Origin of the sequence: Sulfurospirillum diekertiae (assembly GCF_002309535.1) — a bacterium.
Classification (GTDB): domain Bacteria; phylum Campylobacterota; class Campylobacteria; order Campylobacterales; family Sulfurospirillaceae; genus Sulfurospirillum; species Sulfurospirillum diekertiae.
Map to the genome: position 1 here is coordinate 1,711,215 of NZ_CP023275.1, position 19,274 is coordinate 1,730,488.

Consider the following 19,274-nt stretch of genomic DNA (forward strand, 5'->3'; position numbering starts at 1 on the left):
TGTTTTTGGTATTATAGCACTTACAAAAGGAAGGACTTAAAACGATGTCACTACGAAATATGTTTCTTTTTATCTGTATACTTTTTCTCTTAGGCGGTTGTGCCACAAAAGAACCCACAGTCGGAACATTTGTCGAGCAAAAGAGCACTTCCAAAGCAATGCTCCTCTATCCACAAAATGTAGACTTTTTGGCGCAAAACATTACGCCTCAAAAGGTTGCACAAGACGATTTTACCTACCGTTACTATTCTCCGTGGTTTAAAATGCACGTGAGCCATGATAAAGAAGATGCGCTCTGGGCCAATCGGTCATATGGACTAAAAAATCGCTATTACGGTGAAAATTTACAGCTCATCGATGGCGCTGAGATCGATGCGATCATCAATGCAACCAACACAGAAGCGTACGGAAGCATCAACGCCCATGCGATCATGATTCAAAATGCGCAAATGCGCAACCTCCCCACCGAAAAACCTTTTTTCAAAAAAACAACCTTACCGGGTGAAGGGTATCCGTTTGATTATTTGCAAACATCACGTATTCACGTCGTAGAGCCTATTATCATCTCTCATTACAGCAAGGACGGAGCTTGGGCGTTTGTGGAGAGCTCTTTTGCTTCAGGTTGGCTTCCTGTGGAAAGTTTTGTACTGGTCGATGCCAAAGAGCGTACTGAGTTTTTGAGCGCCAAAAAAATTGCCATTGTGAAAGACAATGTACCCCTTTACAATGCACAACAACGTTTTATTACCTACACCAAAGTGGGTGCCATTTTGCCCATTATCAGTGAAGATGACACCTCTTTTCATGCTTACATGTACACACGCGATGCCGCGTTTAACGCTCAAAAATTAGAACTTTATGTTCCTAAAAGTTTCGCACAACCTGTACCGATCGACTTTAGCAAAGAGAGCATCAGCAAAATTGGAGATCAACTCTTGGGTGAAAAATACGGCTGGGGTGGCTACCTCGACAATCGAGACTGTTCTGCCATGACACGAGACTTCCTCTCCCCATTTGGCATTTGGATTCCTAGAAACTCGGCGGCGCAAAAGAGTTTTGGCGAGTATGTGTCACTCAAAGATTTAACCCCCAAGGAGAAAGAAGCGATGATTTTGAAAAATGGCATAGCCTTTTTAAGCCTCATTTACCTCAAAGGTCACATTATGCTCTATGCAGGCGAATTTGAAGGCAAAGCGCTTGTGATGCAAAATATCTGGGGTGTGAGAACAATGGAAGATGGTAAAGAGGGTCGCAATGTGATCGGCAAAGCGATCATCTCAGACCTCTATGTGGGAGCCAATCAAGAAAATGTGCCTGAAAAAGGGCTGCTTATCAACCGCGTTGAGGGCATTATGGTCAAACCCGCCAATCCAAAAAGCAACAACCTTGTTTCCAAATACCCTAGTGTTAAAACGATCAAAGACAACACCGTCTTTTTTATGGATGGAAGCTCACTGCCTTATGATGACAAAAAAGTAAAAACATTTGATCAATTACTTGACAATGCAGATATCGAAGATATGTTTAACCAAAAATACCCCGCCTTTGCACCCATTACCGACCCTGCTCTCAATGATGACCCAGGACGTTTTCGCAATGATGCGTTTTTGAAAAAACTCTATGGATCAAGTAAAAGTGAGATCGAAAAAAATCTCACAACGATCAACTGGCTTCCAAACCATGGAAACACAAAACTAAGATTTAACAAAAATGAAAATGCGGCCGCGCAACTGCAAAAAGTCTCCGATGAACTCGATAAGTTGCCTGAAGAGTATATGAAATACCTCAAAAAAGTCGATGGAACCTACTTCTTTCGCAAAATTGCCAAAACCGAACGTTTAAGTGCCCACAGCTACGGCATCGCTATCGACTTAGACACGCACTATTCACGCTACTGGCAGTGGGACAAAACGCACACTTTTCACAATGAATTTCCTAAAGAGATCATCGACATTTTTGAAAAACACGGCTTTGTCTGGGGTGGCAGATGGTATCACTACGACACCATGCACTTTGAGTATCGACCTGAGTTATTTGAGAGTATAGACTAAATAGAGCTTTACATGTAAAGCTCTTATTTCGTAAACCCGCACGCCTTCACATCTTTATCATCTTCTTTCACAATCGCTTGCGCCGCGATTACACTCTGTCCATTAAACGTCACCGCTGGATTTCCGTGTAACTTCCAACCGTTATTTAAAAACTCCGTAATCCTCGCACAAAAGGTCGAATCATCAGGTCCTGTGATCAGTTTGTATTGCATTTTTACTCCTTTGAAATGTTTACATGTAAAGTTATTTTAGTCTGTTTCACTTAAAAGATTGGTGATGAATCTGACCATATTTTGCTTTTCATTTTGAATTTGCCTTTTTACATGTAAACATTTTTTCAATTTCCTAGATGTAGATCAAGGTTTTTTTGTTTTAAATGAGATAAAATGACTCCCATATAAAAAGATTTGAAAGGACTCACATGGCATTTACCGCAAAAATAGACAAAACAGCCCTCAACGGTGCACCCGTAAAACTGGAAGGCAACTTTCAAGAGGTTGGGAACTATGCACCGCTTGTTAAGGTGATTACTCCTGATTTGCAGGAAAAAACCATCGGTGGTGAGAGCAATAAAGCACAACTCATTATCGTTGTACCTTCTTTAGATACGCCTGTGTGCGACGCAGAAGCAAGACATTTTAACCAAGAAGTGGCTAAGCATGAAAATATCGACACGACCATTGTCTCAATGGACTTACCTTTCGCGGCGGCAAAATTTTGTAACGTGGCAGGCATTGAAAATCTAAGTGTGGGAAGCGATTTTAGAGAAAAAGCGTTTGCTAAAGCTTATGGTATTTTAATCAAAGATGGCGCTTTGCAAGGACTATGCGCTAGAGCGCTTTTTGTGATCAGCAAAGATGGTAAGATTGTTTACAAACAGGTGGTTCCTGAGATTACCGAAGAGCCTAATTATGACGAAGCGCTGAATGCCGCTATCGATGCAGCCAACAGGGGGGCTAGTTGTTGTGGTTTTTGTCAGTAGTTTAACCCCACCAGAGCCTGTTAAAACAACGGCTCTTCAAAACCTAGCCGCTCAGCCACACCGCATCTTTTTCTTTGCGGGCGTAGTGCAAAGCGTGCTTTTTGTTGCACTTATAGGTCTACAATACGCAGGACTTGTAAGTTTACATGTAAGCGTTGGACTTTACCATGCTTACGCTATGACGTTCATCGTCTTTACGCAATTTTTTGCAGGCTTTTTGCTCACAACCTTTCCGCGCTACCTTTCACGCCCATCGGCATCACCTAAAGCGTATCTGCCAATCGTATGGCTGATCAATGGCGGTGGACTTTTGTTTATGGCTCTCTCGTTTGTCTCAGCGATGGCGTTAGTCGTTTCAATGCTGATGATCTTGGCAGGTTATGTGAAACTCTGTTTGCTTTTGCTTGACTTTCAAACCAAAAGTACGGTCACCAATAAATCCGATACCACATGGATGCTCAGAGCTTTTGCACTGGGTCTTGTGGGGCAACTACTCTTCATCGCTGATCCGTTTCTATCGACTTATGCGTTGGCACTCGGGGTGAGTTTTTATCTCTACCTTTTTTTCATCGTTCTCATCGTCTCTCAAAAGATGATGCCGTTTTTTGCTGCCAATACGATTCTAGGCTATTCGATGAATAAAAGCAAACACTTTTTGCTCTTCGTTTTTGTAGCACTTATCCTCAAAGTGATTTTAGAAGCCTTAAGCATCAACGCTTTTGTGGCAGACAGTGCGCTTTTTGGCATCATCACGTATGAACTTTTAAAATGGCGTCTGCCGTTTCGCAAATCCCCTGCCATTTTATGGGTACTTTTCCTCTCCATTTGGTGGGTTCCTGTAGGTTTTGGGCTTTTTGTGGTGCAAGACTTTAGTGCATTGGTTGGGCATGCAATTTACTTGGAAAAGTCACCTCTTCATGCTTTGGCGCTCGGTTATTTTACAACCGTTCTTGTGGGCTTTGGAACCAGAGTCATTCTTGGACATTCGGGGCGAACACCCAAAGCCGATATGTATGCCGTGACACTCTTTGGACTCATTCAAGCAATGGCGCTCATTCGTATCATCGCAGGTATTTTTCCACAGTTTGGATACTTGCATGCAGTACTTACCGTGGCAGTTTTATGGATTGTTATCTTTGGGTTATGGTCGAAGCGGTATATTGGAATTTTATTTGAGAAGTAACGCAGAATATGAGCCGTTTGAAGACGGCTCATATCTTTACATGTAAAACTAAGATACCACTTCAAACCCTGCATCATCAATCGCTTTTTCAAAGACACTGATCTCAATCGGCGCATCATACTCGATGATCGTTTTGCCGCTTGCAAGATCAACATTAACGCTTTTAACCCCTCGAATTCCCTCTAAAACACCTTTGACGCTTTTAACGCATCCTCCACAACTCATTCCTTTAACCACTAATGTGATGGTTGCCATTGTTTATCCTTTAGTATAATTTTTATTTTTATAACGTCACTTAGCAAAGCCAAAGAGGCTACGCTAGCTAAAGCTTGCCTCTTTCGAGGCAGAAATATAATTTTATTTCATTTTCCAACGTCGTAACAGCAGTGAATTACTCACGACTGAAACCGAACTCATCGCCATTGCACCACCTGCAACAATCGGATTTAACATACCTAAAAAGGCAAGTGGAATAGCAAGAGTATTATACACAAAAGCTAAAAAGAGGTTCTGCTTAATTTTTGACATTGTAGCACGTGAAAGCGCAATCGCATTGACCACCATCAGTGGATCGTTGGCAATTAAGATCAAATCCGCACTCTCCACGGCAATATCCGAACCATTGGACATCGCTATTGCGACATCAGCAACTGCAAGGGCTGGTGCATCGTTGATGCCATCACCTACCATACAGACAAATTTGCCTTCACTTTTAAGCTTAGAGATTGCGTCCGCTTTGCCATTGGGTAGTACTTCGGCAAAAAAATGCTTGATACCAAGCTCATTGGCAACCTTTTGGGCACAACGTTCATTGTCGCCTGTCAGCATATAGACTTCAATACCATCGTTTTGAAGCTTTTCTATCGCTACTTTGGCACTCTCACGAATCGTATCTGCCAATGCAATATAGCCGATGATCGTCTCTTTGGTCGCAAGAGCTACGATACTGTTTCCCTCTTCCAAAAAGGCTTGCGCGAGCGTTGAAGGTTGCAGTGAAGTCAACTGAGCGATAAAAGAAGGCGAGCCTGCAAAGTAAACCACGCCATCAATCTCACCTGAGACACCTAGTCCTGAATAGTTCTGAAACGCTTGAACACTCAGTTTTAGATTTTGAGGGGCAGAAGCAATAATCGCTTTGGCTAACGGGTGTTTTGAGCCCTCTTCCAAAGCCGCAGCAAGCGCTAAAAATTGCTCTTTCGTAAGTGTGCTTTCTATTAAAATATCGACCACTTGGGGATTGGCATAGGTCAACGTTCCCGTTTTATCAAACACAACAGCGTTAATTTTGCCCACATTTTCAAGCACTTCCGCATTTTTGATGAGAATACCCTCACTTGCTCCTCGCCCAACGCCCACCATAATCGCCGTTGGAGTTGCAAGTCCAAGCGCACACGGACATGCGATGACAAGAACCGAGACAGCATTGATGATCGCCTCTTCAAAATTTCCTCCGATAAACCACCACGCACCAAAAGTAATGACTGCGATGCTCACCACAACAGGGACAAAAATGCCCGCAATCGTATCGGCAAGGCGTTGAATCGGCGCTTTAGAGCCTTGAGCCTCTTCGATAAGACGCACAATAGAGGCTAAAAAGGTATCAGAACCTACTTTCGTGGCTTGGCATTTGAGCATCCCATCGCCGTTTTTGGTCGCTCCAACAATAACATCACCCACGGATTTAAGCACAGGTAAACTTTCCCCCGTCATCATCGACTCATCGACCATACTATTGCCCTCAACGACAATGCCGTCTGTTGGAATACTCTCACCTGCTTTCACCACAAAAATATCGTTTACATGTAAAGATTCTATGCTGATTTCTTCGAGCTTTCCATCACGTTCCACAAACGCTTTTTTAGGCTGTAAATGAAGGAGTTTTGATATCGCAAATCCTGTTTTGGCTTTGGCTCTCACTTCCAAAAGTTTGCCTAAAAGTACCAGCGTTATCACTGAAACAGAGGCTTCAAAGTAAAGATGCAGTGGTAAGCTAAAAATCATGACACAAAGACTTAAAAAGTATGCGGCACTCGTACCTAAAACGACCAAAACGTCCATGTTAGCACTACCGCTTTTAAGGCTCTTGTACGCTCCAACATAAAATTTTCGTCCGCAGTAAAACTGCACGATGGTTGCAAGGGCTAATTGAAGCATGGTAGGAAGATGCACGTGTAGGTTAAAAAGCATCCCCACCATTTCAACTAAAAAAGGCAGTGTCAACAGTGCGGAGAGGCTAAATTCGCGTAAAAGCTTTTGGTAATCGTGTTCTTTGTCTAAACTTTTTTGCTCTTGATCGACCTTGGAAGACTCGGTAGCTCCAAAACCTGTTTTTTCGATGCTTTGGATAATTTCTGGAAGGTTTATATTGGGATTGGAAGAACTGATAAACGCTTTTTCCGTAGCTAAGTTGACATTGGCACTGACACCTTCAAGCTTGCCGAGCACACGCTCGATGCGCGCTGAACATGCCGCACATGTCATGCCCTTGATGTCAAGCTCAAAATGTTTTTCAGACATTTTTTGTCTCCTATCTTTTTGTGACATTCTAACGCTTCATTACTTGCGTCAAGATGAAACAAAAAATGTAGAAACATCTTTAGCATGTAAAGGGTTACGATGAGAGATATTGCGTAATATCGACATCATCAATTTGCTCAGCTCTAAGGTATTTTTGTGCATATTGCAAATAAACGCCACTGCGTAAAAAAAGCTCAAACAGATCCCCATCAATGTGCCCATCCTTTTTGAGCATACTAAGAATTTTAATCGCTTCAGAAATCGTTTTGGCTTTTTTATACGGACGATCACTAGCCGTTAACGCTTCAAAAATATCCGCAATAGCGATGATGCGAGCAGGCAAAGAGATTTGCTCTTTGGTAAGCCCTCTAGGATAGCCCGTTCCTTTCATCGTTTCATGATGAGCACAAGCGTATTCAGGAACATGTTTGAGATTGTCCATAAAGGGAAGTTCTGAAAGCATACGAATACTCATAATGATGTGCTCATTGATCTTATAGCGCTCTTCATCATTAAGCGTTCCTCGCGCAATGCTAAGGTTATAAAGCTCTCCAAGGTTATTGTAATATTTTGGTATTTTCATTTTAATACCAAGACGCATATATATCTTGCTATCGACCTCTTGAGCTCTGGCAATAAGATGCTCTGGTTTATCTTGTAAAAGTGTTTCAGCACACGGAAGCGGTTTAAGGGGAATATCGGCTAGACGCTTATTCTCAGCTTCGCTCATCCCCAATCGATCATCAAAATGGCGCATCCACGTCACTGAAGCGATCTCTTTAAGGTGATCAATCTTTTGGGCATCCATAAACTCACCGCCAATGTTGCACTCGGCTAAAAAGGCAAAATCATTAAAGAGTTTTGCTTCTGCTTCATTGCGCTTTTGCAGTAACAGCGCTTGATCTTCTTTCCCTTCCAAAAGCCCTTCTAAGTAAGTGATATGCGCATCTCGAAGCAACACTTCAAAACGAGTGCGAATCTCATGAATACGGTTATGAATGCTCTCAAGCTTCGTTGCTTTATCGACCACGTACTCAGGAGTTGTTACTTTGCCGCAATCGTGTAAAAGTGCTGCTATGCGAAACTCTCGCCACGCATTTTCATCTTTAAAATTAAATTTTTTAAAGACACCTTCATGACTTTTATTGGCAACTTCCGCTAACATAGAAGCAAGCTCGGGTACACGCTCACAATGCCCTCCAGTATAAGGAGATTTATCATCGATTGCACTGGCAATCAGTTTGATAAACGACTCCATCAAGTTCTCTTGTGCTTTTTCATGCACTTTTATAGAACGAGCCATCAATACCATCGAATGACTGAGGGCATAAAACTCTTTAATCCGTGTTGTAATGTGATGCACCGCGTCATACTGCTTTGCCGCCACACTGTCACTCATCGTTTTAAGCAAATCAACAGGTGCTATAATAATATGTCGTAGAAAGAACCATGTCAAAACAATGATAACAACCATGATTATGAGAGAAATCATAATGTTTTGGATCATAATTGCATCAATTTCTTGAGTCACTTTTTTCTCTTCCAAAAATGTTCCAATGTACCACTTTTTTCCAAAATCTGTTGGAAATTCTGAAAAAGCAAACAAGTAGTTTTCATTGGTGGCACTCTGTACCCTACCACGTTTTGCTCCATTTAAAAATTGTTCGTATGATGCTTTGATCTCTTGAGGAAGTTGTTGAACACTAAAGTTGGCTTCTGCCATTGGTAACGAACTTGCAATAACCTCTCCATAAGGATTGACAATGACAATAGGCCCATCGATGACCATACTCTGTTCTTGAAGCAATTTTGTAATCGAAGCAATGGTAAAGTCAATGCCAGCAACTTTCACCTTTTCACCAGCTTTATTGATAAAAGGGTACGAAACCGTAATGCCTATTTCATTGGTTGAAGCAAAAGCATAAGGCTCTGACCAGTAAAAATTTTCATGTGACACTGCCTTCTTAAACCACGTACGTTCCCTAGGGTCGAACGATAATGTCGTGTATTCAACACGTGTTGTCTCAAACTGAGTGTTTTTATACGCCCACTCATCAACACTTACATTACCACGCACATCAATCGTACGCATTGCAAATTCGGGTGTGCGTCTAGCTTGAAAAAAATTACCTAGCTGGTCGGCAATATAGATGCTTGCAATCTTTTCATCAGAGAGCAACATTTCCCACATCATTCGTGTAAAAATTTCCCTAGAGGCAAAAAGATCATCACTTTGCTGACTATGTACAAGCACTTTAAGATGTGCAGAGGTCTTTTGCAAAGAGACTTTGATGGTTTCAATAATATTTTTACGTACTTCGATATTGCGCTTTTGAATCATACTGTAAGAATTTTTGGAACTTTGTAAATAGTTATGACCAATCAAAGAGATAGAAAGGAAGCTTGCAAGCCCTAAAATAAGGGTCATAATACTCAATGTGAAGGTATACCGTTTTGTTTTTTTCATAGTGATGCTCCTTGCAATGAGGAAGGCATAAAATAAATACTATGGGATTAAGAAATTGTAACACGATTTGCGTCAATCAACGACGCCTTTCAAGATTATTCCTCTGTTTTCTCCTCTAAAAGCTCTATCGGCTCAATGTCGGTACTAAAATCTTGGTATTCCAATTTGGCATCTTTAAGATTTTTAGTTGCTTTAGCCCCTAAACGTTTCAAATTTTCTACACGACCTAAGATGTTACCAGAACCTTCTGTTAACTGTTTTTGAGCGTTTTCGTAGCTGTTATTGAGTGTTTGAAGCTGAGAACCTACACGTTTAAAACTCTCAGAAAAACCGACCATCTTGTCGTACATTTTACCTGCTTCATCAAACAGCTTTGTGGCAAGCGTACTTGATTGCTCACTTTGCCAGTAAAGATAGATTGTGCGCAGTGAAACCGTAAGCGTTGAGGGATTCACGATGGCGATATGCTTGCGAAGCGCGTACTCATATAGTTTTGGATCTTCGTTGATGGCAACCGAAAATGCCCCTTCAATCGGCACAAACATAAAGACATACTGAAGCGTTCCTTGTTTGTAGTGTGCATAGTCTTTGCTATCCAGCGTATCAATATGATCACGAAAAGCTTGCAGTAGGGCTTTGGAAGCGATGTGTTTTTCTTCATCACTCTCCGACCTAACAAATTCATCATAACTGTTGAGTGATACTTTGGAATCAATGATGATGGTACGCTCTTGCGGAAGTTTAATCACAATATCAGGACGTTTGGTGCGCCCTTCTTCATCTTTGTAACTCTCTTGCGTTTCGTAATGAACGCCTTTGACAAGACCCGAATACTCCAAAACACTCTCCAAAATCATCTCGCCCCAACTACCTTGGCTCTGCTTTTTGCCCTTGAGCGCTTTGGTAAGATTTTCAGCCTCTTTGGAGATATTCATCCCTGCACGTGCTACCAGCTCAATTTCTTTGGAGAGTTCTGCAAATTTTTTCGTACTGTTCTCTTGTGAATTTTCAACGCTTTTCTTAAAATGTTCCAAATTTTCTTTAAAAGGTTTGAGCAGTGTTTCAAGCGATTTGATCGAAGTGTCATCTAGTTTTTGAAGTTTTTTTTCTAAATGTTGCTCCATAATGGCATTGAGCTTGAGCTCAAGCTTTTTACCCTGCTCTTCAAAATCTAATTTTAACCTTTGATGACTCTCTTTTTGCGCTTGAAGCTCTGCTTGAAGGGTTGCATTTTTCATGTTGAGGGCTAGATTTTCTACACCTAACTGCTCATTTTTGGATTTCATCTCTGCAAGCGCATATGCTTTATCTTTCAAAACAGCTCTAATCCACAATCCAAACACAAACATAGCAACACTAAACGTGATAAAAATGGCTAACAACAGCATCTCTTGGGGCATAACAACTCCTAATGTGTGTTTACATGTAAAAAGATTAATCGATATAAATCGTGTCTAATATTTGATTTTTGAAGCGAATATTTTCCAAGTTTTGCTTTAAAACGCGGTTCTCTTCTTTAAGAATTGAGTATTCACCATAGAGTTTATTGATGTCACGACTCATATAATAAATCTGATTTTTGATGTAAATTTTGGGCAGAATAATCAAAAAAGCAACAAACATCACCATATAAACGAGCAATAAAAAACGAAAATCGAGATTTTTCTCAACTTTCTGTTCCGCATCATACTGCTCTAATAGTTCGCTTTTATCGTTCATTACGCCTTCTTTATCTCAAATACTCTCAGTTTTGCACTTCGACTGCGTGGGTTCTTTTTAATTTCCGATGCCGTCGCTTCAATCGGTTTTTTGCTGATAAGTTTTCCCATGCTATGATTATTGCCACAGGTACAACGCATCACGGAAGGCAAACAAATACAGTTTTGACTCCACAGTTTAAATGTCTGTTTTACAATGCGGTCTTCGAGGGAGTGAAACGAAATAATTCCCACGATACACTGCTTAAAATCGGCATTTTTGATACTTTCTAAAAGCTCACTCAACACGCCTAGTTCATTGTTGACTTCTATACGAATCGCCTGAAAAAGCAGTGTTGAAGGATGAATACTTTTTTTCCCACCCACTTTTTCAGCCAATTTTGAAAGTTCTTTGGCACTTACAATAGGCGCTTTAGTACGTGCTGCACAGATCAAATGAGCCATTTTTTTATATTCATGAATTTCACCATACTCACGTAAAATAAATTCCAACTCTTCTTGGGAATAGTGATTAACTACTTCGTACGCACTAAGCTCTTGTTTTGGATTCATGCGCATATCCAAAACATTGGAGTCAAAAGCAAAACCACGCTCTTTTTTATCCAGTTGTAAAGAGGAAACACCAATATCAGCTAAAATTCCTCGAATGGAAAGATGCGCATACTGAGCGATGACAGAGGCAAAATTACCATGATGAAGGGTTACACGATCATTAAAGCGCTCAAGCCTCTTTTGACTAAAGGCCAACGCCTCTTCATCTTGATCACAGCCTATCAATTTGATGTTAGGATTTTGTTCTAACAATGCTTCGCTATGCCCACCATACCCTAATGTACAATCAATAACAACCCCATCATCAATGCAACGAAAAGCTTCTTTAACCTCTTCTAACAGTACGGGGATATGGGGTATATTCACTAGGGTTCCTTACTTAAAGTGGTTCTATTATAATCTATTGAGGCTTACAATCGCCTCATACGCTACATCCATCATCGTTTCAATCTCTTTACATGTAATCACATAAGGAGGCATAAAATAGACAACATTACCGAGTGGACGAAGAATCACACCTTTTTGAAACGCATACTTAAATATCTTTAAATTCACTCGAAAATCAATCGGATAGACATCAAGTTCTACTGCTGCAATCATACCTGTTTGTCGAACTTTCTGCACATTTGGAAGAGTTTTAAACTGCTCTAATTTAGAACCAATGAGGGCAATTTTTTCTTGATTTTTTTCCAAAATAGATTCATTTTCAAAGATGTCCAATGTTGCATTAGCTGCACTGCACGCCAAAGGATTCCCAGTATAACTGTGAGAATGCAAAAATGCTTTAAATTCAGAATAATCAGCATAAAAGGCATCATAGATTTTTTGCGTCGTTAGGACAACTGAAAGTGGGAGATAACCTCCCGTTAGTCCCTTGGAAAGCGTCATGAAATCAGGACTAACATCCGCATATTCACAGGCAAACATTTTACCGGTTCGTCCAAAGCCAACAGCGATTTCATCGGCAATTAAATGAACATCATAGTAATCACACAGTTTGCGTGCAAGTTTAATATAAAGAGGATGATACATATTCATTCCACCCGAACATTGAATCAAAGGCTCGATAATAAATGCTGAAATTTGATCTGCTTTTTCTTTAAAAATTTTTTCCAATCCGCTAGCGGCTTTAATGGCACTCTCTTCGCTTTGATCTTTAGGGACAGGCGCTTGAATGGTTTGAAGGAGTATATCATCAAACACTTCTTTATAAAGCTTCACATCACCAACGGCTAAAGCACCAATGGTCTCGCCATGGTAACTGTTTTCTAAAGAGACAAACAGTGGTCTTTTTTGCCCTCTATTTTTATGATATTGAAAGCTCATTTTAAGTGCTACTTCGATTGCGCTAGAGCCATTATCGGCATAAAAACACTTCTCAAGCCCTTTGGGTGCTAATGCACAAAGTCTTTTGGAAAGTTTTATAATCGGTTCATGTGTAAATCCAGCAAAAATCACATGTTCTAAAGTATCTAATTGCTCTTTAATTTTTTGATTGATGTAAGGATTGCAATGTCCAAAAAGGTTGACCCACCAAGAACTAACACCATCAATATAACGGTTATCATCAAAATCATATAAATAAGCCCCTTGACCTCTTTTAATAGGAATTACAGGAAGTGTCTCATGGTCTTTCATCTGCGTGCAAGGATGCCATATATGCTTTAAATCATCTTCAATTAATTTTTTCGTGTTCATTGTTACATTTTGCCTTTTTTTGTTAGGAGTTTCACGTAATTTATGGTTATTTAATAACTATACAGATAGAATTATAGCAAAATACAAAGTTCTTAAAGGGCAAGAATGATTACGTGGATGCAACGTCATAAAAAATATTTGGTCATCACTATCTGGATTAGCACAATAGCATTCGTTGGTGCTGGTTTTGTAGGATGGGGTGCTTATGATATGAACAAAGATCGTGCAGCCTCTGTCGCAAAAGTTGGGCATCGAATCATCTCGGTTCAAGAGTTTCAAACAGCTTATGCCAACCATTTCAATTACTACAACAATCTCTTAGGTGGCAAGCTCACTCAAGAACAAGCCGAGCAAATGGGTCTTAACAAAATTGTTATGAATACCCTTATAAATCAGAATCTTCTATTAAACTATGCTGATGAAATAGGTCTTTTGGCAACAAAAGAAGACATTAAAGATCGAATTAAAAATACACCAAGTTTTCAAACAGATGGCGTTTTCAACAAAGAGCTCTACTATTCTATCTTAAAAGCAAACCGCATCAACCCAAATGATTATGAAAATGGCCTTGAAAAAGAGATTTTAAATGCAAAACTAGAAAACTTTTTCAAACTTACACCTTCACAAAAAGAGATCGATCTCTTTGCTTCCGCTTTTTTCATGGAAGATCATCTTGCAATCAGCGCTGTAACACTAGATGCCAATGAAGTAACTGCTAGTGAAGAAGCCATAAAAACATATTGGGACAAAAATAAATCTAAATACCTTACGAAAAAAAGTTATACACTTGAATTGCTCAACATTCCCGCTTCTCAAACAAAATTTGATGATAAAACATTAGAAGAATTTTACTTACAAGAGAAACATAACTACACACAACCTGATGGAAAGCTGATGAGTTTTGAAGAAGCAAAACTAAAAGTAATGATTGATCTGCGACTCAAAAATGACAAAAAAAGTGCCTTAGAAGCCTTCCTTGCTTTTAAAAAGGGCGAAGTGAATGCAAGTGAAACCAAAGTTATTTTTGATGATGACACAACGTTTCCTCTTGAAAAAATTCAAGTAGCTGCGAAAGATGAAGTACTCAAACCACTTATTGTCAAAGACAACTACGTTATAATAAAAATGAAAGAGATTAAATTCCCAGAGCCAATGTCTTATGAGTTAGCCAAGAAAGATGCTAGTCGTGATCTTTTAGAAGAACTCAAAAATGCCACCTTAGAGAAAAAAGCTCAAGCTAAACTTGAAAATTTCACAGCAAGTAGTGATCTTGGCTTTGTAAGCAGAGATTCTGTTAAGTCAATTGCAGGTTTGAGTGAAGCAAAAAGTGCTGAGTTTTTAAGTCACGTTTTTGATAACATGAACAAAAAAGGTTATAAGGTTATTGACGGTAAAGCCATAGTCTACGAGGTTTTGGAACAAAAGTTGCTTAATAAAGACAAAGCTAAGCAGTATGTTAGTTTGATTAGCGAAAATATTTTACAAGTTAAACAAGCTGAATTAAACCAAAATCTTATTAAAAAGCTCGCTGCTGCATACAAAGTCGAGCAATACTACAAAGGAAAATAGTTGAGCACTACGATTTTAGGTATCGACATTGGTTCAACCAAGATTTGCGCTATTATCGCTCAAAAAAACGATGATGGTGACATCAAAATCTTAGGCGCAGGTATTGCAAAGTCTCAAGGTCTTAAGAAAGGTATTATTACCAATATTGACCTTGCTTCAAAATCGATTCGCAATGCGCTTAATGATGCAAAAAGAGTCGCTGGAACACAGTACGAGAGAGTCATTGTTTCAATCTCTGGCGCATACACCAAAAGTGTTGATAGCAGTGGTATTGTTAATATTCCAAACCGTGACATCGGCATTAAAGAGATTAATCGCGCCATGCAAATGGCTGACCATAATGCCAATATTCCTAATGAATATGAAAAGCTTCATGTTCTTCCTTATAATTTTAAAGTAGATGATCAAGAGTTTATTGAAGATCCACTTGGTATGAATGGTGCTCGGTTAGAAGTACAAGTACACATTATTACGGCACAAAAATCATCCCTTAGCAATCTTAGAAAAGCTGTCAAGTCAGCCGGTGTAGAAATTGACAACATTGTTCTCAATTGTTATGCCTCAGCGATTGCTGTTTTAAATCATGATGAGCGAGAACTTGGCGTGGCTGTCATTGATATGGGTGGTGCGACGTGTAATGTGATGATCCATGCAGGCAACTCTATGCGTTTCAATGATTATTTGGGTGTGGGTTCACTCAATATCACCAATGACCTTTCAACAGCGCTTCATACACCATTGGGTGCAGCTGAAGAGATTAAAATCAATTATGGTTCACTCAAAAGTAATTCTAGCGAGCTTATTGAGCTCCCTGTTATTGGCGATGATGGATCAACCCATGAAGTATCACTGAATATTGTTTCTAACGTTATCTATGTTAGGGTTGAAGAAACACTGATGATTTTAGCAAAAACACTGGAAGATAGTAGCTTTAAAGAGCAAATCGGTGCAGGTGTCGTTTTAACAGGTGGAATGACAAAACTTGATGGCATTAGAGAATTAGCATCAGCAATTTTTGATAATGTGCCAATAAGAATTGCCAAACCAAGAGAAATGGATGGACTTTTTGAGACACTCAGAGATCCAAGCTATTCAACAGCTATTGGACTTGTTTTATATGGAGGCGGTCATTTCACCCCCTATGAAATTGATTCTAATAAAAAATTGCGTTACAAAGATGAAACCATTGAACCAACGCGCCACCATCAAGAGACTTTTGATGAAGGTGATGAAACAGAAGAAGGCGAGGTAGGGACAGCTCCTCAAGCAGATAATGCAAAAGAGAAACTCAAAGATCTTGCAAATATTCAAGAAGAAGAAAGCGAAGGGTTTGGCTCTAAGCTATGGAATAGATTAACACAATTATTTTAAAGAGGGGTATGAGGTATGAACGGATTTAGCATAGAAGAATCAAAATGTGTTTACGGCGCTAAAATCAAAGTTATTGGTGTTGGTGGCGGTGGTGGTAACATGATTAACCACATGGTAAGAGAAGGTATTAGTGGTATCGATCTTATTGCTGCAAACACTGACGCTCAAGCCCTTGAAAACTGTTTAGCAAAAACAAAAATTCAATTGGGCAAAAAAGGTCTGGGAGCTGGTATGCGACCAGAAATTGGCAAAGAATCAGCATTAGAAAGTTATGAAGAGATCAAAAGTTCTTTAGAAAAAGCAGATATTGTTTTTATTGCATCCGGTTTTGGTGGTGGAACTGGAACAGGTGCTGCCCCTATTGTTGCACAAGCGGCTAAAGAAGTCGGTGCACTTACCGTTGCTGTTGTCACTCGCCCTTTTATGTTTGAAGGAAAGAAAAGAGCTAAACTTGCAGAGATGGGGATTAATGAACTTCGTAAAGAGAGTGATTCTATCGTTATTATCCCTAATGATAAACTGCTTTCCATCGTTGATGCCAAATTTGGAATCAAAGATAGCTTTAGAATCGTTGATGATGTTTTAAGTCGTGCTGTTAGTGGTATGAGTTTAGTGGTTCTTTCTTCAGGTCAAAGTGATATTAACGTTGACTTTGCAGATGTCCAAACCGTTATGAGTCATCGTGGTATGGCACTCATGGGTATTGGTGAGAGCACAGGCGATGATGCAGCCATTGAAGCAATCAAGAGTGCTATTGAATCACCTCTTCTTGATAACATGTCAATTAACGGTGCACTTGGTGTCTTGGTTCACTTCCAAATTCCAGCTAGTTATCCTATTACAGAGATCAGCAATGCAATGAGTCTTATTCTTGACTGTGCTGATGAAGACGCTGATGTTATCTTTGGTACAACGACCAGTGAAGACATGGCAGACAACTCTGTTCGAGTTACCATTGTTGCGACAGGCTTTGAAAATAAAGTTGAAGCCTCAAAAGAACTCAAGATGCTTAATAACAATCAAGAATCAATCAAAAAAGAGCGTATTTTACGTATGAAAAAAGTAAGTGGTGGCTATGAGGGACAAGATGACTATCTTGATATCCCAACGTACATTAGACACCAAATGGATTAAGTAACCCTCTCACCCCTCTTCTATGCAAAAGGAGGAAGCTAAAAGCTTCTTCCTTTTATCGTTGACTTAAAAATCCTCGTCTTATAAATAAACCAAATTGGGCAACCATCAAGAATTTCATAACCCATTCACTCTGTTTATGCATCGTTGCAAAGGCTTCCGTTACTGTCTCAGCCGAACCTAGTTGTTGTGCATGGACAATAAATGGCGTATAGTAAAAGAGAAAGAGCCCTGTAGTTATCACACAAATAAGAGACAAAACAAATGAGAGAAAATCATAGTTTTTACCCATCATCCAAACTTGCACTTCATAGATAATGCTGTAAAGTGCTATAAAACCTATTAGAATATTCATCTTCAAAAAGAATTGTGTCATTAGAATACCACTTTGAAAATGAGTGAGAACACCATCTCCTAGATATTTTTGCGGAAAAAAGATCACTGGGGCTATAAATGCACCTGCTGCGATTTCAACACCAATGGCAATACCCAACATTACCAAATAAACGACCATTAAACTTTTCATTTCTACTCCTTAATCCAAAATCCACGGTCTAATCCCGCTAAATCTTTATAAAAGTCCACTGCTAAACCTCTCTTTTCTGTATACTGGCAAATAGCCTTGCGTTGATCATACCCCATTTCACAGACGAGCACTTTTGCTTTTCGTTCCTGAAAAAGGTCAATAATATGACACAGCATTTCATCACCTTTTACGCCACCATAAAGTGCCAAGGATGGTTCAAAAGAAAGTCCTATTCCTAAGGGCTCTTCATTGGCAATATAAGGAGGGTTTGAAACAATCATATCAATCTCACCGCTCACACCATCTATATAACTTCCCTCAAGAAACGTTATTTTGTCACTAACACCATGTTTCTTTGCATTCTGTTTGCTTACATGTAAAGCCTCATTTGAAATATCTATCGCTGTCAATCTTGCATGAGGGAGTAAAAGTGAGAGCATAATTGAGATAATTCCACTACCACAGCCAATTTCAACGATATGAGCATCAGAAGAAAGCTCTTTAGCTAATGCCACGGCTTTATCGACCAATATCTCGGTTTCAGGTCTTGGAATAAGAACGCGCATGTCGACATCAAAAACTCTATCATAAAAACTGGCACGTCCTAAAATATACTCTAAAGGCTCATGGTTTTTGCGACGTTGTAACAATTCTTTTAAATGTTTATTTTCACCTATTTCATCCTCGCTATGACTTATAAGCCAACTCATCTCATAGCCTAATACTTCACTTAAAAGGATCATCGCTTCTTTTTGAGGAATATCTGTCACCTCACGCAATTGCTCAGCACTTTGTACTAAGAGTTCTTTAATGCGCAAGTGCTTCACCTTCTTCAAAATGCATGCCTAATTTTTTTAGTCTTTCAGTTAATGGTGGATGGGTGAAATAAAGTGCAATCGTTAAAGGATGCGAAAAAGGGAAACTTTTATTTTCATCAGCAAGTTTAACCAAAGCAGATGCAAGTGCTTCTTTGCTTTCGCAAACACTACCATATTCATCGGCTCGGTATTCATTGTAACGACTCAAAAGTCCAAAAAGAGGCATTAAGATAAACGAGACAACGGGAGATAATAAGAGAAAAAGCACCATAATACTGGCAGCAGATTTGTTTACATGTAAAGAATCAAAAAGCTCTACAGGGAGATTTCCAAAGAGAGCAAACATCACAAAAAGCATTAAAGCACTTGATGCAATATTTTTAAGAATATCTTTGTGGGTAAAATGCCCCAGTTCATGCCCAAGTACAGCCAACAACTCATGTTTTTCCAATTTGGCGATTAAGGTATCGAAAAGTACAACGCGTTTAGAACTACCCAGTCCACCAAAATAAGCATTAAGTCTATTGTCACGTTTACTCGCATCCAAACTAAAAACACCGCTACTCTTCAACCCTGCTTTATTCAAAAGTGCTTCAATAGAACTTTTAAGGTTTTCATCTTCAAGAGGAGTGAGCTTATTGAATAATGGAACGATAATAATCGGATAGATCATATTGATAAATAAAAT

General features: G+C 39.5%; 17 protein-coding genes. 6 read left to right on the top strand and 11 right to left on the bottom strand.

The annotated features are described in order from the left end of the window. The first annotated feature begins 44 nt into the window (after positions 1 to 44). Positions 45 to 2,051 (top strand): SH3 domain-containing protein, encoded by a 2,007-nt coding sequence (locus SJPD1_RS08865; RefSeq protein ID WP_096046834.1) that lies wholly within the window; start codon positions 45 to 47, stop codon positions 2,049 to 2,051. 23 nt (positions 2,052 to 2,074) lie between these two features. On the opposite strand, the gene SJPD1_RS08870 is transcribed toward SJPD1_RS08865, so the two are convergent. Then, a complete protein-coding gene (locus SJPD1_RS08870; RefSeq protein ID WP_096046835.1) occupies positions 2,075 to 2,263 on the bottom strand; it encodes a DUF1737 domain-containing protein in 189 nt (62 codons plus the stop codon). A gap of 209 nt (positions 2,264 to 2,472) precedes the next feature. Here SJPD1_RS08870 and tpx point away from each other — a divergent pair, with 209 nt between their 5' ends. Then, positions 2,473 to 3,033, top strand: a complete 561-nt coding sequence (tpx, locus tag SJPD1_RS08875; RefSeq protein WP_096046836.1) for a thiol peroxidase — start codon at positions 2,473 to 2,475, stop codon at positions 3,031 to 3,033. Beyond that, on the top strand, positions 2,978 to 4,216 hold the full coding sequence (locus SJPD1_RS08880) for an NnrS family protein (RefSeq protein ID WP_226372178.1): 1,239 nt from the start codon (positions 2,978 to 2,980) through the stop codon (positions 4,214 to 4,216). Before tpx ends, SJPD1_RS08880 begins: the two co-directional genes overlap by 56 nt. A 48-nt stretch (positions 4,217 to 4,264) precedes the next feature. Here SJPD1_RS08880 and SJPD1_RS08885 read toward each other — a convergent pair whose 3' ends face one another. The 7 genes from SJPD1_RS08885 to SJPD1_RS08915 form a co-directional block, all read right to left on the bottom strand. Beyond that, complete coding sequence (locus tag SJPD1_RS08885; protein ID WP_096046838.1) at positions 4,265 to 4,471, bottom strand: heavy-metal-associated domain-containing protein; 207 nt, start codon at positions 4,469 to 4,471, stop codon at positions 4,265 to 4,267. 102 nt (positions 4,472 to 4,573) lie between these two features. Then, positions 4,574 to 6,733 (bottom strand): heavy metal translocating P-type ATPase, encoded by a 2,160-nt coding sequence (locus SJPD1_RS08890; protein ID WP_096046839.1) that lies wholly within the window; start codon positions 6,731 to 6,733, stop codon positions 4,574 to 4,576. A gap of 94 nt (positions 6,734 to 6,827) precedes the next feature. After that, positions 6,828 to 9,200: an HD domain-containing phosphohydrolase gene (locus SJPD1_RS08895; protein WP_096046840.1), complete on the bottom strand. Its 2,373-nt coding sequence runs from the start codon at positions 9,198 to 9,200 to the stop codon at positions 6,828 to 6,830. A gap of 95 nt (positions 9,201 to 9,295) precedes the next feature. Continuing rightward, positions 9,296 to 10,600, bottom strand: coding sequence for a DNA recombination protein RmuC (locus tag SJPD1_RS08900; RefSeq protein WP_096046841.1), 1,305 nt, complete (start codon positions 10,598 to 10,600; stop codon positions 9,296 to 9,298). Between the two features lie 34 nt (positions 10,601 to 10,634). Then, positions 10,635 to 10,919, bottom strand: a complete 285-nt coding sequence (locus SJPD1_RS08905; protein ID WP_088437393.1) for a hypothetical protein — start codon at positions 10,917 to 10,919, stop codon at positions 10,635 to 10,637. Beyond that, entirely contained in the window at positions 10,919 to 11,836 is a 918-nt protein-coding gene (gene rsmH, locus SJPD1_RS08910; protein ID WP_096046842.1) for a 16S rRNA (cytosine(1402)-N(4))-methyltransferase RsmH, read from the bottom strand. The genes SJPD1_RS08905 and rsmH overlap by 1 nt, the downstream gene beginning before the upstream one ends. Positions 11,837 to 11,863: 27 nt before the next feature. Next, positions 11,864 to 13,168 (bottom strand): adenosylmethionine--8-amino-7-oxononanoate transaminase, encoded by a 1,305-nt coding sequence (locus SJPD1_RS08915; protein ID WP_096046843.1) that lies wholly within the window; start codon positions 13,166 to 13,168, stop codon positions 11,864 to 11,866. 105 nt (positions 13,169 to 13,273) lie between these two features. Between SJPD1_RS08915 and SJPD1_RS08920 the strand changes: the two genes are divergently transcribed. The 3 genes from SJPD1_RS08920 to ftsZ are packed head-to-tail and all read left to right on the top strand — an operon-like array spanning position 13,274 to position 17,242. Further along, complete coding sequence (locus SJPD1_RS08920) at positions 13,274 to 14,737, top strand: peptidylprolyl isomerase (RefSeq protein ID WP_096046844.1); 1,464 nt, start codon at positions 13,274 to 13,276, stop codon at positions 14,735 to 14,737. Further along, a complete protein-coding gene (ftsA, locus tag SJPD1_RS08925; RefSeq protein ID WP_096046845.1) occupies positions 14,738 to 16,108 on the top strand; it encodes a cell division protein FtsA in 1,371 nt (456 codons plus the stop codon). A gap of 15 nt (positions 16,109 to 16,123) precedes the next feature. Next, on the top strand, positions 16,124 to 17,242 hold the full coding sequence (gene ftsZ, locus SJPD1_RS08930; RefSeq protein ID WP_096046846.1) for a cell division protein FtsZ: 1,119 nt from the start codon (positions 16,124 to 16,126) through the stop codon (positions 17,240 to 17,242). A gap of 55 nt (positions 17,243 to 17,297) precedes the next feature. On the opposite strand, the gene SJPD1_RS08935 is transcribed toward ftsZ, so the two are convergent. The 3 genes from SJPD1_RS08935 to SJPD1_RS14740 are packed head-to-tail and all read right to left on the bottom strand — an operon-like array spanning position 17,298 to position 19,259. Further along, entirely contained in the window at positions 17,298 to 17,768 is a 471-nt protein-coding gene (locus SJPD1_RS08935; RefSeq protein ID WP_096046847.1) for a DUF4149 domain-containing protein, read from the bottom strand. Positions 17,769 to 17,770: 2 nt separating this feature from the next. After that, positions 17,771 to 18,595, bottom strand: coding sequence for a peptide chain release factor N(5)-glutamine methyltransferase (prmC, locus tag SJPD1_RS08940; protein WP_226372296.1), 825 nt, complete (start codon positions 18,593 to 18,595; stop codon positions 17,771 to 17,773). Continuing rightward, complete coding sequence (locus tag SJPD1_RS14740) at positions 18,576 to 19,259, bottom strand: M48 family metallopeptidase (RefSeq protein WP_476755917.1); 684 nt, start codon at positions 19,257 to 19,259, stop codon at positions 18,576 to 18,578. Before SJPD1_RS14740 ends, prmC begins: the two co-directional genes overlap by 20 nt. Positions 19,260 to 19,274 lie beyond the last annotated feature (15 nt).

What these genes read in the sequence shown, in the direction of transcription:
- SJPD1_RS08865 (WP_096046834.1), top strand. Translation starts at nt 45, where the DNA reads ATGTCACTACGAAATATGTTTCTTTTTATCTGTATACTTTTTCTCTTA.
- SJPD1_RS08870 (WP_096046835.1), bottom strand. Translation starts at nt 2,263, where the DNA reads ATGCAATACAAACTGATCACAGGACCTGATGATTCGACCTTTTGTGCG.
- tpx (WP_096046836.1), top strand. Translation starts at nt 2,473, where the DNA reads ATGGCATTTACCGCAAAAATAGACAAAACAGCCCTCAACGGTGCACCC.
- SJPD1_RS08880 (WP_226372178.1), top strand. Translation starts at nt 2,978, where the DNA reads ATGCCGCTATCGATGCAGCCAACAGGGGGGCTAGTTGTTGTGGTTTTT.
- SJPD1_RS08885 (WP_096046838.1), bottom strand. Translation starts at nt 4,471, where the DNA reads ATGGCAACCATCACATTAGTGGTTAAAGGAATGAGTTGTGGAGGATGC.
- SJPD1_RS08890 (WP_096046839.1), bottom strand. Translation starts at nt 6,733, where the DNA reads ATGTCTGAAAAACATTTTGAGCTTGACATCAAGGGCATGACATGTGCG.
- SJPD1_RS08895 (WP_096046840.1), bottom strand. Translation starts at nt 9,200, where the DNA reads ATGAAAAAAACAAAACGGTATACCTTCACATTGAGTATTATGACCCTT.
- SJPD1_RS08900 (WP_096046841.1), bottom strand. Translation starts at nt 10,600, where the DNA reads ATGCCCCAAGAGATGCTGTTGTTAGCCATTTTTATCACGTTTAGTGTT.
- SJPD1_RS08905 (WP_088437393.1), bottom strand. Translation starts at nt 10,919, where the DNA reads ATGAACGATAAAAGCGAACTATTAGAGCAGTATGATGCGGAACAGAAA.
- SJPD1_RS08915 (WP_096046843.1), bottom strand. Translation starts at nt 13,168, where the DNA reads ATGAACACGAAAAAATTAATTGAAGATGATTTAAAGCATATATGGCAT.
- SJPD1_RS08920 (WP_096046844.1), top strand. Translation starts at nt 13,274, where the DNA reads ATGATTACGTGGATGCAACGTCATAAAAAATATTTGGTCATCACTATC.
- ftsZ (WP_096046846.1), top strand. Translation starts at nt 16,124, where the DNA reads ATGAACGGATTTAGCATAGAAGAATCAAAATGTGTTTACGGCGCTAAA.
- SJPD1_RS08935 (WP_096046847.1), bottom strand. Translation starts at nt 17,768, where the DNA reads ATGAAAAGTTTAATGGTCGTTTATTTGGTAATGTTGGGTATTGCCATT.
- SJPD1_RS14740 (WP_476755917.1), bottom strand. Translation starts at nt 19,259, where the DNA reads ATGATCTATCCGATTATTATCGTTCCATTATTCAATAAGCTCACTCCT.